This window comes from Acinetobacter sp. YH12106 (genome assembly GCF_013418995.1).
Lineage (GTDB): Bacteria > Pseudomonadota > Gammaproteobacteria > Pseudomonadales > Moraxellaceae > Acinetobacter > Acinetobacter pseudolwoffii.
On sequence record NZ_VPAV01000015.1, the window covers coordinates 40,266 to 52,941 of the forward strand.

Sequence of the window (12,676 nt, forward strand, 5' to 3'; positions counted from 1 at the left end):
AAAAAAGCGCTGTAGCAAGTTGCTACAGCGCTTTAATTTTATTTTTTCAGCATTTTTTTCAGCAAATTTTCCAGCTCTTGTAAATTTTGCTCATCAAATTCACTCATTTTTAATGACACTTTTAAAATGTTGTGATCAAACTTGATATTCCCTGCGACTTTTCCATCATATTCAATTTTATGCACGATTGACGTTTTAATTGGCTCTTTGTTTTCTTTCGACTTTAAAATTTTTTCTGCCAATAAGGCCAGTTTTGTTTGCTCAACTTCTTTTTTCAGTAATTTCGCCCAAGCTTCTAGCAGTGCTTTTTTAGCATTACTGTAATTCTCTTCATAATCTGAAAGAAACTTTTTCACAGCTGTGGCGGCAGTGCGTGCCAACAATGTCGGTTGTTGTTCTAAATCGGCAATCAGTTCTTTCGGTAATTTTTCGAAAGATAGATATTTATACATATCCTCTCGATTCATGCCTAATGATTTTGCCAGCTTTTGCTTGTTCTTTTTTAATTTCTCATCCAGAGAACTCAGACCGACATAAATTTCATAATCTGTTAAGTCTTCCCGTTTTAAATTCTCAGCCAAGGTTAACAGTGCAACTTCTTCATCTGATGCATCGATGACAATCACTTCAATGGTGTTTTTATTGAGAATTTGATGCGCTTTCAAGCGTCGTTCACCTGCAATTAACTCATATTTGTCCTGTACTCGCCGAACTGCAATCGGCTGCAATAATCCAATCTCCTCAATCGAGGCTGCTAAATCTTCAATATCTTGCTGATTGAATATTTTTCGTGGCTGATTGGGACTAGGTTGAATGTCTGTAATTTGGACATTACGACGTAATTCTTTCACATCGTTGACATGCTCTTGCTGAGCTTGTTGATGCTTTTGAGTATTTTGCTGAAGACGTTGTGCCAACAATTCTTTTGTACTTACCATAGGATTCTCAGAGTGCCTTTATTCAACACGATTGATGATTTCTTTCGCTAAATCTTGGAACGCTTTACGAACTTTAGAATTTTTATCTACGCGCAACAATGGCTGTTGTAAAATTGCTGCTTGATTGACTTTCGTACTCATTGGAATGGTCGTTTTTAACAATTCGCCGACCTGGCTTAAAGCTTCATCTCGTATCAGTTTACAGACGTTTTGACGTTCATCATGTTTAATCAGCAAAGCACCTAACAGTTTCAATTCGGGATTGACCCGTCTTATTTTACTTAAATGGTTAATTAAGTCAGTGACACCATATAGGCCATATTGTGAACCGGATTCAATCGGCACCATAACATGGGTAGATGCAGCCAAGGCATTACTGGTCAGAAGTTTTAGGCTTGGAGGACAGTCAATCAGGATGAAATCATATAATCCGTTTAATAATTCCAACTTGTTAGAGAGCTCTTCAGAGGGTCTTGGGGCATCATCTTTAAGTTGGTCTTCTGTTTTACCTAAAGTAAGTGAACCATAAATTAAAGAAACATTTTTAAAATTGGTTTCTTCTTGTAAGGCATCAGACAATAGGTTCAAATCACCTACCAGTAATTCAGCAGAAGTGGTTTCAACCTCACTCGGATGTCTTAATCCGATATGTAAACTTGCATTGGCTTGTGGATCTAAATCAATCACCAATACTTTATGCCCCAAGTCTGCTAGCTCTGCAGCCAGATGAACAACCGTGGTGGTCTTCCCGCAACCACCTTTATGGTTTGCTACAGCAATAATTTTAGTCGATTTATTTGTCATATCAGACCCCATTCGAATGATCCTAATATAGTGGAACTTGTAGCAACTTGCTACACTTTATTTGAATGATATTAAAGTACGAATCAATATCGGCTAACAAAGAAAACAAATTAAAGTTTTATATAAAATATAGCTAGCTAATTATAATTAGTATTAATTAATATAATTAAGTAATTATAATTAGGACAATTTTTCCCTTTTTAAAACAATATCTTACGTCTTTAAAGGTGGAAGGTTTGTCACCGAAAAGTGGAAGGTTTGTCACTGAAAGGTGGAAGACTTGTCACTGAAAGGTGGAAGACTTGTCACTGAAAGGTGGAAGAGCTGTCACTGAAAGGTGGAAGACTTGTCACTATGGTGGAAGACTTGTCACTGGTTTAAAAAAAAACATGAAATTAAGTTATAAAAATATTTAAATTCAAAACTTTAATCTGTTGATAAGTATCATGATCTGACTTTAAAGGTGGAAGACTTGTCACGCTTATTTTTATACTTGTGGATAAGTTATGTTTTCCCTTTAAAAATTGCAAAAAAAAGTCCGATTTAGTACTTGATTCTCTCTAAAGGTGGAAGCTTTGTCACTGAAAAGTGCTAAACCAAATGATTTTTTCACTTATAACGGTATTTTTGGCCACAAAAAAATGCAAAGAAAACGATTTAAGCTCTTCTCAGTTGATAAAAGTGGAAAGCTTGTCACTAATAAGTGGAAATTTTTTCAAAGTTTCCACCTTTGGGTTAAGGATTAGGCTAAATCTAAAAAAATGATGACATGCTTTCCACTCTTGATCTTTAGCACATCCTTTTAAAGGGATAAGCACTTAAAGTGAATCTGTAAGGTGAAGATGTTGAATGTTATTCCACTTTTATGTATAAATAGGGGGAATAACTTTTAATTTTTCACTTATGAGCGATTTTAACGAAAAACAAGAAATAGAATATTTACCTTATTGTATCGGCAATATTCGACAGAATGGAGTGGTGAGTACCAGTAACCGCTTAATTCGCCCTATTGAATTGTCTTCTAATGAATATAAGGCACTGCTTTATGCAATGGCGGTTGCAAACTATGGTGAAAAAAATAACCAAGATCGTGAAATTACCGAGAAAACCTATATCTATCTGCATAAAGAAGATTTGGGGGAATTGTTAGGACTCAATAAGAAGAATTCCATTAATGTGGCTATTGACCGGATTTATAGGGAACTTTCATCTCGGGTTGCTCATTTTGTAATTGAAGAGCCTGTAGATGACGTCAAGCGTAAAGTAAAAAAAGTCCATTCTGTGGTACCGATTATCCGGGAACTGCGCTGGGAAGATGATGCCAAAAATGCCTTACAGATTCGCTTTACCAGTGAAGTGCTGCCTTACTTCACCCGTCTGGCCAGTGGGAATTTTACCACTTACCAGTTGAAAGATTTATTTGCTTTAGACTCTGTCACAAGTATGAGTCTATATTCTTATATTGTTAAAAATGAATTTAAGTATGCGAATCTCGACACCTATGAAGTTGAACTCACCTTAGAGAATTTAAAAGCGTTGATTGACATCGGTGAAAAAAAATATGACCGTTGGGTAGATTTTAGGCGTTATATTCTGGATAAAATTGTTGAAGAAATTAATACTAAAACCAGTTTGCAGCTAGAATATGACACTATTAAGAAAGGCCGTCCTATTGTGGGTGTGCGGTTTAAAATTATGAGTGGAGATACTGAAGCGGCTCTCCCGCAATTTAACGAAAAGACTCAAATCTATTTGGATGTAGATTTTGATGATAATGCCATCGTGAAAGAGTTGGGGGCAAAGTTTGATATGACCGTACGTTCCTGGTATATCTATGCCAATGATCCGAATTATACGCAGTTCAGCAAGTGGTTTAAGATCGAAGGCTGTTTAACCGATTCTCAGGCGAATGTTATTGTGAACGATATTATGTTTCAAATGGATTTTGCTGTGGCCGGTGCATCCATGAATGATTTCAAGAAAGAGATGAAATATAAGCTCAAAAATGATCCGACTTTTGTTCAGGAAAATCGCGAGCGTTTGAATGAGATTTTTGGTAAAGAAATTATTTAAAAAGTGTAGCAAATTGCTACAGCGCATTGAAAAACATTCCGAGTGAATGATTTTTTTTTGCATGTCTGACATTTTTCGCAAATAACTAGAATATTTCTGGTACATCTTTTTAGTGAGATTAGCGGGCGCTCATTGGGAAAATGTCGCAGTTCGGACTTGCTACATCTTGTCTAAAATACAAGTGAAAATACCTAAATTCTGAATATCTAAAAAGTGTAGTAAGTTGCTACACTTTTTTCTTGGGGTCAAAAACTTACTATTATTCACGCCATAATCCCACGAAAAACTATGTCTTTTGCCACCTTCTTACGATGGCATGATTGAAAATTTTAGGCGAAATCACTGGATTAATGAGTTCGTGATTTGGACTGTCATAATCATGCCCAGGTGCAACAGCTACAAAAAATCTGGAATATTGCCAATACCTTGACTGGCATCATAGAGGGAGAATTTGAAGCCAGAGACGATAAAAAATGTACTGGAATATTACGAGTTCTCCAAGCATTTGTTGCGCAAGGAAGAACTTAAAGACTCGCCAAATTATAAGGTGAAGCTATTTGAACGGGATAATGTGTTTAAACATCTGCTGATTAGAACACAGCAGTTGATTGAAAAGTTTTATGTGGAGTTTTAAAAACAGCCCGTGATGTGATCCGGGACAGGATGGGATCATGTTACAGCAGTGAATGATTATCTGGAGGCATCTCAGTTCATGGATTTAACTGAAGGTATCAGCGCTTATGTCAGTTGAAAGACTCCTTCGATTTACAGGAATTTTGCCAGCCATATAGTGTCTAAAAGCAATCGATTGACTTATGCCAACGGAAAAAGAAAGTAAATAGTAACAGCTCAAAGAGGCATGATGCCTCCTTATTTATTTTGTATGCTAAATAGCCTAAGTATGGCAGGCCATTACTCAAATAGAAGAAAAGATTTTAGCAGTGATTCAGTGCAATGACCGGGATTTATCATATAGAACGGAGCAAAAAGGGACTTGTGAAAGCGTACCAGTAATCACTTCTATTTTTTTGAGCTTATTTAACAACATCCTCAATTATTTTTTAAATTAAGTTGCACTCAGGTGGCAAGCTGACCATGCCAGAAATCTTTAGCTATCCGGCCTCACCGCATCTGGCATCTGAACTGGATCGGCGTTCAATCGATTTCGAAAAAATTCAGCAGGCAGCCACTATACTGGCCGAGCGTTATGACCGGGTTCTGCTTGAAGGAGCGGGTGGATTAATGGTGCCGCTGACCCGGGACATGCTGACGATCAATTATATTGCAGCGCATCACTACCCTGTCATTCTGGTGACTTCAGGCCGTCTGGGCAGTATTAATCATACTCTACTGAGTCTGGAGCTACTCAAACAACGTGAAGTCACGCTTTATGCTGTGGCATTTAACCATGCTGATGACCACCAGGATCAAACGATTGCGATGGATACCATTCAATATTTAAAGGAGTATCTGACCCGGTATTTTCCAACAGCCGTATGGCTGGATATCCCTAAGCTTGCATGTCAAGCTTAGACACGCCGTACTTTATTTCAATGCTGAGCCCACCATAGGGTCGACGGGCATTGAAAGAGAGCTGATAGCCATATTGTTTTAACAGGTTAGCAGTTAATGCCAGTCCTAAACCATGGCCATGCTGCTGAGCAGATTTGCGCCAGAAGCGTTGTCCTAAATGTTGAATATCTTCTGCTGTAAGTTGCTGGCCATTATCTTCAATCACCAGGCAACCAGACTGCATGGAAATCCAAATCTGTTCAGCCTGTGCATGCAGCAGTGCATTCTCAAGCAGATTTTTCAGTACGGTATACAGCACAAATTCAGGTAGCTGAATTTCGCCTAGACTTTCCCAGTTCACCTGTATTTTTTTGTTCATTTCTGGATAGCGTGTACCTAAGTCTGCAAGAACTTTCTCAAGTGTGGGGCGAAGCCAGATGGCCTCAGTCATTTCCTGGAGACTGTTTTCTGATTGGGTCAGCAATAAAAGCTGCTCGAGTAATAGTGTATAACGCCGGATACTCTCATTGGCCTGCTGCAAATTGTGCTGAATGGATTCAGGCAGGTTCTGCTGCTGACCGATCAGCTGTGCCAGTTGTACATGGGTTTTAATTGCGGTCAGGGGACTGCGTAATTCATGTGCAGCATAGGCACTAAAGGCTTTCTCCTGTTGCAGACTGTCATTGAGTTTCTGAATCAACTGCGTGGAATTGTTGACAAAAGGCTGTACTTCTTGGGGAATGCTTGCAGGCTTGAGCTGCATTAAAAAATCTGCCGCCTCTGAATAGCTAAGGTTTTTCTGGTTCAGGTATTGACTGAGCTGATCCAAAGACCGGAACTGTCTGCGGATAATAAAGATGATCAGGGCAATACAGATTAGCAGTGAGAAGACCAAGGGAACCAGTACGGACTGTAGAATCTGCTGTAGTAAGGTATCCCTCAAGAACATACGTTCTGCCGCCACCACCTGAATATCACCACGACGCAGGACATAACTGCGCCATTCCGTATCACCCTGCTGCCAGGTGCTGAATCCTTCTGGTCGCTGGCTTAAATTTTGGGGGGCACCGCGTGTTTTGGCAATGACCTGATTATCTAACGAGATGTCAGAGCTAAAAAGAGAGACTTCACAGGCAATTAACTGGTTTGCATCATCATTCTTGGCTAATTTGGATAAGGTTGCATCCCCCAGACTATCCAGCGGTAGCTGCTGAATCAGCCGGGCAACCATTTGCGCAGATGCCGATAGGCGTTGATCCAGCGTGTCTTGTAAACGTTGTTTCAGGTCAATATACAGCCATGAAAATACCGCACTCCACAGCACAATAAACACGGCCAAAAGACTCATGGCCAAACGCCATTTCAAGCTGTGCTTAAACATGACGATGCTCAAACGGTTTGAAAATATAGCCCACACCACGAACGGTCTGAATCAAGTCTGGATGTAGTTTTTGTCTCAGGTGATAAATGTGTACATTCAGGGCATTGCTCTCGATAGCGTCCTGAAAACCATAGAGCTTGTCAATAAGCTGTTCATTTTTCAGGATCTGGTTGGGGTGGCTCATCAGGGTTTCCAGCAGGCTGAATTCACGGCGAGATAAACTCACGGCCTGGTCTTGGTAGGTCACAGTCTGGGTATCCCGATTCAGAACCAGGTCATCAAATTGCAGTGTATTCGAGGCAAAGCCGCGGTGGCGACGGGTGAGGGCATGAATCCGGGCAATCAGTTCCTCCAGCTCAAAGGGTTTGGTCAGGTAGTCATCGGCACCGGCATTCAGGGCCTGAACACACTGATCGGTCCGCAGCCGTGCCGTCAATACCAGTACCGGGAGATCAATCTGGTCACGTCGCCAGCTGTGCAGCAAGTCCAGGCCATCCTGATCCGGCAGGCCTAAATCCAGTAAACACAAATCGACAGCACTATGCCGGATAAAATAATCTGCAGCACGTGCGTGACTGACATGCTCCACTGAAATATTCAGATAGTTCAGAGCAGCACAAATGCTCTGTGCGATATAGGGATCATCCTCAACCAATACAATAAACATAGAACATCCTGATCAAACTGCCATTATTTTATAAATGATTTGGGCTGTTAATGTTGTCTTAATTTTAGTTTTTCAATAATGCAGTCCTAACAGGAGGAGATCAGCTGGATGTTGAAGTGGATATTGGGTGCCGTGATCGGCGGTGGAATCATGACGGGAACTGCACATGCAGACTTTTTACCACCGGATCAGGCTTTTCAGTTTCAGGTGGTTTCTACAAGTCAGGATCAGGCAGAGCTTAGCTGGAAAATCGCAGAGGGTTATTATCTGTATCATGACCAGCTTAAAGTGTCTCATCAGCAGACCCCAGTCAAGTTGGCATTGCCCAAACCTGAAGACAAAGATGATCCCAATTTCGGTTTGACTCAGGTGCATTATGGGCAAGTCAAAACCAATATGAATGTCCAGCCCAACCAGCAGTTTGCGGTGCAGTGGCAGGGCTGTGCAGAAAGCGGTTTATGTTATCCGGTGCAACGCACCACAGTAAAAACTGATGCAGATGGTTTATTTCCAGCGCAAAACTTGAGCAAGCCTCAAAAGCTGCTGGCCAGCACTACACAGCCAGAAGCAAACGAAAAGATTTTGACTACTCAGAAAGATGAGCTCCAAGCTATAGGGCAAACTCAAAGTACAGATCAAGCACTGGCTGAAGAAAAGGTGGAGAAAGTGCAAGTCGCTGCAGTTTCCGACCCTGTCGTGCAGCCTGAGGTGGAATTAACAGAGAAAAACGACCAGCTTATTACAGACCCTAAAAATCAAACTTCATCAGCAGGCATGAATGACCAGTGGAACAATGACCAGTATTTTTTAAGTTTGCTGTCGAAACAAGGTCTGTTGATTAATGCTCTGATTTTTCTCGGGCTTGGCATTCTGCTGGCATTTTTACCGTGTTCTTTACCTTTAATTCCAATTTTAACGGGAATTCTGGTTCAGCAGCACCGGGGCTACCGTGCTGCACTGATTGCGCTGGTCTTTGTTTTGGGTATGGCACTGGTCTATGCGGTCATAGGACTTGCTGTGGCACAGCTCGGTTACAGTTTTCAGCGCTGGTTTCAAAGTCCGATATTCATCAGTATTTTCAGCATTCTGTTTGTTTTGTTCGCGCTTAATCTGTTCGGAGCATTTCAGCTGTCCTTACCTCAAGGCATGTTACAGCGGCTGGATCAATGGCAGCAAAAGCAGAAGGGTGGCACGCTGATTGGTGCTGGTCTCATGGGCATGATCGCGGCACTGATTGTCGGGCCATGTATGAGTGCACCGTTGGCCGGTGCCTTAATCTATGTGTCTCAGCTTAATCAACCGATTTTGGGTGCCAGCTATCTGTTTGTCTTAGGCCTTGGGCTGGGCTTGCCACTATTTATCGCAGCTGTATTTGGGTCCCATCTTTTACCCAAACCTGGCATCTGGATGGATCGCCTGAAGTTTAGTTTTGGCTTTGTCATGCTGGCCCTGGCCTTGTATTTTGCCCGCCCCCTATTGCCCGGCATTTTATACCTGAGCCTTTTGGGTGTAGTACTGATCACCTGTTCAGGCTACTTCTTGTTCAAGATGCTGCCCCATGTGCATCGGTCTGTATCGAAAATAGTCCTGATGCTGCTCAGTGGTTTACTGGTCTTTGCAGGAGGCATGCAGCTCTATCATGTCTGGAGTCAGGTACAGGTCGCCCATGTGGAATCACGGCTTGAATGGCAGAAGGTCAGTACAGCCGCAGAATTGCAACAGGTTTTAGCCAAACATCCTGCACAGCCAGTGGTAATTGATGTGTATGCGGACTGGTGTGTGGCCTGTCAACCGATTGAAAAGGAAGTGATTCCACGTAGTGATGTCCAGACGGCTTTACAAAATGTGGTTCGTATCAAATTAGACCTGACCCACTATCATCCAAGTCAGGATGAGCTGCTAAAAGAATGGCAAATCCTCGGTCCACCCACCTTTATATTTTTAAATGCAGCGCATCAGGAGCAGCGTGAGTTGCGCTTGACCGGAAGCTTTAGTGCGGCACATTTACTAGGCACATTGCAGCAACTACAAGGGGAGCAACTATGATGATTTCCAGTGATGCGCTGCATCTGGGACCTTTGATGTTGCCCTGGACACTCATGATTGTTGCCACTGGCTTGATGCTGTTATCTGCCGTCCTGTTTGGATTAGCCAGAAAGTATTCATGGTCTAAACAGCTGCTTGGACAAAGTCAGGATTTGCTCTGGAGCAGTTTTCTGCTAGGGATGCTGGGTGCACGTCTTGTTTTCGTTCTACTCAATGCCGAGCTGTATTTTGTAGCCCCCATCGACATACTGAAAATCCAGGACAAAGGTTTTCATTTATGGGGCGGGGTGCTGATAGGTACTTTATGGTATGTCATTCGCAACAGACAGTTGCAGACCCGATTCAAAGCCATCTTGCTGATCATCTTTGTACTCTGGGTCGGGCTTGGGCTCGCGTTCAAATCCAGTCTAAAAACTGAAGCAGCGTTTCCTGATCTAGCCTTTGCTGGACTAGAACAGGAACGTCTGGGTACAGATAAGATTCCACTCAGCCAATTCATTGGCCAGCCCACGGTAATTAATTTGTGGGCGAGCTGGTGTCCGCCGTGTCATCGCGAAATGCCGGTATTGGCCAAAGCAGCCAAGCAGCATCCTCAAGTGAATTTTGTCATGCTGAATCAGGGTGAGGAGGTAGCCACCGTAAATGCCTATTTAAGAAAACATCAGTTTCAATTTAAACATGTCCTGCTGGACCCATATGGTGAACTGCCACAGCAGCTGAATAGTTTTGGCCTGCCAACGACGCTGTTTTTTAATGCTCAAGGCCAGCTGGTCGAGCGGCATATGGGGGAACTCAGTCCGGCCATGTTGCAGCAATATTTAAACAGAATTTCAGATCAACCTTAAAAAAACGGAAGGACTTAGTATGAACAGAATTTACCGGGTACTGGGTGCAGGCATGTTCCTGATCATGAGCATGCACACGCAGGCGAATATTAAACAGAATATTGAAAAACAGGGTTTTGTGTTTGTAAAACAGATTCCGGCACCGCAAGGAATGACCGGTTGGGTGGGGCATGAAGACCAGTACTCCAATACAGTATTTATCTCCAACGATGACAAATATTATATCAAGGGCGAACTGTTTGATGCGCAAGGGAAAAGCCTGTCCAATGAGCAGATTGAAAAGCATATGAAAAAAGCGGTATTGGATGATGTCTGGAAAACCCTGGAAAAATCGACCTGGATTCAGGATGGCAAGCCGGATGCACCACGAGTGGTTTATGTCTTTTCCGATCCGAATTGTCCATATTGCTATAAATTCTGGCAGGCGGCTCGGCCTTGGGTCGAATCAGGCAAGGTACAGCTGCGTCATATTCAGGTCGGTGTGATCCGTGAAGAAAGCCGTGGTCAGGTGGCAACATTGTTAATGTCGAAAAATCCAGCAGCAGTTTTTAATGATATAAACAAGAATAAAGGCAAAAAGCAGCTCAAGAAAATGGCAAAGATTCCTGCAGAAATTGCTGCAAAAATTGATGCCAACCAGGCCCTAATGGGGAAATACGGCTTTTTCTCCACACCGTCGATGGCCTGGAAAAATAACCAGGGTGAATTTAAATCTACTCAAGGCCTGGCGATGGACGTCAAAGAAATTTTTGAACAATAAGATCGGATGAGATATGTCCACTTTGGATCATCCACGGGTATTGTTTGCTTTGGAATGAACCGCTCTGGCAGGGAACCGGAATGGTCTGACATTAATTGCATTTGGTTTTGTGATTGAAAAATCCAACCGGCTATTGTAATTAGTCGATCATGAACGTTATGCATAAAAAATAGCCTATGCACAGTGGATGGGGATTGCGGTGATTGTGTTTTGCATGTTGGTGAATATCGCCTCAATCCTGCAATATCGAGGGGGATGGACATCACTGGGACCGCCGGAATTTATTGAAGGTTATTATACCCAGCATCCTGTATGGCTAAACCTGTTTACTGCTTTTAGCGGGCTGCTTCTGATCATTTCTTTTTGGTTGCATTAAGAGGAGGGCTAGGCGCAATACAGCTCGTACAGCTTTTGCATCAGGCTCAAGACCTTGGGATCACTCAGACGATAGAAAATCTGCTTGCCCTCACGTCGGGTGCCAACCATGTTGGCCTTACGCAATACAGTCAGCTGTTGTGAAAGTGTAGGTTGATGAATGTCAGTAGATTCTTCAATTTCCTGAACATTCATTTCCCCATCGACCAGGACACATAAGATTTTCAGACGATCAGGATTGGCCAAAACTTTTAGGCATTGGCTGACGAAATCGACTTGAGAAAAATCAATTTTGGCATTTTCAGCAATCATATCCATAAATGTCCTCACAACTTTTGATGTAGCCCGTGCAGTTTACATAATTTACCATAAAACTGCTTGATTAATATTTTTTATTATATAATATAAAAAAGTATATTGTATAGGGATTAATTCATCATGCATGACTTCCTCATCGCATTTATTGGCGGCTTAATGCTCGGGCTTTCCGTAGTTGGTTATCTTTACGTCAATGGCCGTATTGCAGGAATCAGTGGTTTGATTGGGCAAGTATTAAACTCAAAAACCATGTTTAAAACGCCTGCAATCTGGTTTTTATTAGGCTTGATCCTCACACCGTTTATTTATGGTCTGTTTGTACAACCTGAAATCGAATTGAATGCCAGCCCACTGATGATGATTGTGGCAGGTCTGCTAGTGGGCTTTGGGACACGCTTAGGTTCGGGCTGTACCAGTGGTCACGGAATTTGTGGCATCAGTCGCCTGTCTAAGCGTTCTATCATCGCGACCATGACTTTCATGTTTGCAGGTTTTGTCGCTGTTTATATTATCCGTCATATCACAGGAGCATTCTAAAATGAAAAATGTGTTTGCCTTTTTATTTGGTGCGCTGTTCTCTGTGGGATTGATGGTATCAGGCATGTCCAATCCGGAAAAAGTACTCGATTTCCTGGATCTGTTTGGCGATTGGGATGCCAGTCTGGCCTTTGTCATGATGGGCGCGATTGCGGTGGCCTTTATTCCCTTCCAGAAAGCATTACGTACGGCGCAACCGAAAACAGTATTTAATGACCCTATTGATTTACCTAAAAATAATCAGATAGATAAAAAACTGATCACAGGTGCGGTTTTATTTGGTGCAGGTTGGGGCATTGCCGGCATCTGTCCGGCGCCAAGTTTCACCTTGATCGGTTTGGGCCACTATCAAGTGCTCTATTTTATTGTAGCAATGCTGGTGGGTGTATGGATTCACCGTAAATGGTCAGGAGCTTAACG

Annotated in this window: 11 protein-coding genes and 3 pseudogenes; 9 read left to right on the forward strand and 5 right to left on the reverse strand. The window is 42.3% G+C overall.

Annotation, left to right across the window (positions count from 1 at the left end; all coding sequences use genetic code 11):
- Positions 1-38: 38 nt before the first annotated feature.
- Positions 39-938, reverse strand: coding sequence for a ParB/RepB/Spo0J family partition protein (locus FTU45_RS10930; protein WP_005093722.1), 900 nt, complete (start codon positions 936-938; stop codon positions 39-41).
- Between the two features lie 18 nt (positions 939-956).
- Complete coding sequence (locus FTU45_RS10935) at positions 957-1,742, reverse strand: ParA family protein (RefSeq protein ID WP_035337428.1); 786 nt, start codon at positions 1,740-1,742, stop codon at positions 957-959.
- A gap of 903 nt (positions 1,743-2,645) precedes the next feature.
- Between FTU45_RS10935 and FTU45_RS10940 the strand changes: the two genes are divergently transcribed.
- The 3 genes and pseudogenes from FTU45_RS10940 to bioD form a co-directional block, all read left to right on the forward strand.
- Positions 2,646-3,815 carry a replication initiation protein gene (locus tag FTU45_RS10940; RefSeq protein WP_005093725.1) on the forward strand — a complete coding sequence of 390 codons (1,170 nt, stop codon included), beginning with the start codon at positions 2,646-2,648 and terminating at the stop codon, positions 3,813-3,815.
- A gap of 445 nt (positions 3,816-4,260) precedes the next feature.
- Positions 4,261-4,449: pseudogene (locus tag FTU45_RS15485) on the forward strand (hypothetical protein); the annotation flags it as partial.
- A 452-nt stretch (positions 4,450-4,901) separates the two neighbouring features.
- Positions 4,902-5,348, forward strand: a pseudogene (bioD, locus tag FTU45_RS10945) (dethiobiotin synthase); the annotation flags it as partial.
- On the opposite strand, the gene FTU45_RS10950 reads toward bioD, so the two are convergent.
- Both FTU45_RS10950 and FTU45_RS10955 read right to left on the reverse strand, forming a co-directional pair.
- A complete protein-coding gene (locus tag FTU45_RS10950) occupies positions 5,326-6,708 on the reverse strand; it encodes an ATP-binding protein (protein ID WP_159516674.1) in 1,383 nt (460 codons plus the stop codon). The pseudogene bioD and the gene FTU45_RS10950 overlap by 23 nt on opposite strands.
- Positions 6,701-7,375: a response regulator transcription factor gene (locus FTU45_RS10955; protein ID WP_005093734.1), complete on the reverse strand. Its 675-nt coding sequence runs from the start codon at positions 7,373-7,375 to the stop codon at positions 6,701-6,703. The genes FTU45_RS10950 and FTU45_RS10955 overlap by 8 nt, the downstream gene beginning before the upstream one ends.
- Positions 7,376-7,483: 108 nt before the next feature.
- On the opposite strand from FTU45_RS10955, the gene dsbD reads away from it, so the two are divergent.
- The 4 genes and pseudogenes from dsbD to FTU45_RS15585 all read left to right on the forward strand — a co-directional run bounded on the left by dsbD (position 7,484) and on the right by FTU45_RS15585 (position 11,402).
- Entirely contained in the window at positions 7,484-9,421 is a 1,938-nt protein-coding gene (dsbD, locus tag FTU45_RS10960) for a protein-disulfide reductase DsbD (protein WP_053579074.1), read from the forward strand.
- Positions 9,418-10,266, forward strand: a complete 849-nt coding sequence (locus tag FTU45_RS10965) for a TlpA disulfide reductase family protein (RefSeq protein ID WP_016659405.1) — start codon at positions 9,418-9,420, stop codon at positions 10,264-10,266. Before dsbD ends, FTU45_RS10965 begins: the two co-directional genes overlap by 4 nt.
- Before the next feature lie 19 nt (positions 10,267-10,285).
- A complete protein-coding gene (gene dsbG, locus FTU45_RS10970; protein ID WP_016659404.1) occupies positions 10,286-11,026 on the forward strand; it encodes a thiol:disulfide interchange protein DsbG in 741 nt (246 codons plus the stop codon).
- A 64-nt stretch (positions 11,027-11,090) separates the two neighbouring features.
- A pseudogene (locus tag FTU45_RS15585) lies at positions 11,091-11,402 on the forward strand (DUF202 domain-containing protein).
- An 8-nt stretch (positions 11,403-11,410) separates the two neighbouring features.
- Here the strand turns inward: FTU45_RS15585 and FTU45_RS10980 are convergent.
- The gene (locus FTU45_RS10980; RefSeq protein ID WP_005247061.1) at positions 11,411-11,719 is read right to left on the reverse strand and encodes a metalloregulator ArsR/SmtB family transcription factor; all 309 of its coding nucleotides are present in this window, start codon (positions 11,717-11,719) and stop codon (positions 11,411-11,413) included.
- 120 nt (positions 11,720-11,839) lie between these two features.
- Between FTU45_RS10980 and FTU45_RS10985 the strand changes: the two genes are divergently transcribed.
- Together FTU45_RS10985 and FTU45_RS10990 are read left to right on the forward strand one after the other, a co-directional pair.
- Complete coding sequence (locus FTU45_RS10985) at positions 11,840-12,256, forward strand: YeeE/YedE family protein (RefSeq protein ID WP_016659403.1); 417 nt, start codon at positions 11,840-11,842, stop codon at positions 12,254-12,256.
- A 1-nt stretch (position 12,257) separates the two neighbouring features.
- Entirely contained in the window at positions 12,258-12,674 is a 417-nt protein-coding gene (locus FTU45_RS10990; protein ID WP_053579073.1) for a DUF6691 family protein, read from the forward strand.
- The last annotated feature ends 2 nt before the right edge of the window (positions 12,675-12,676 follow it).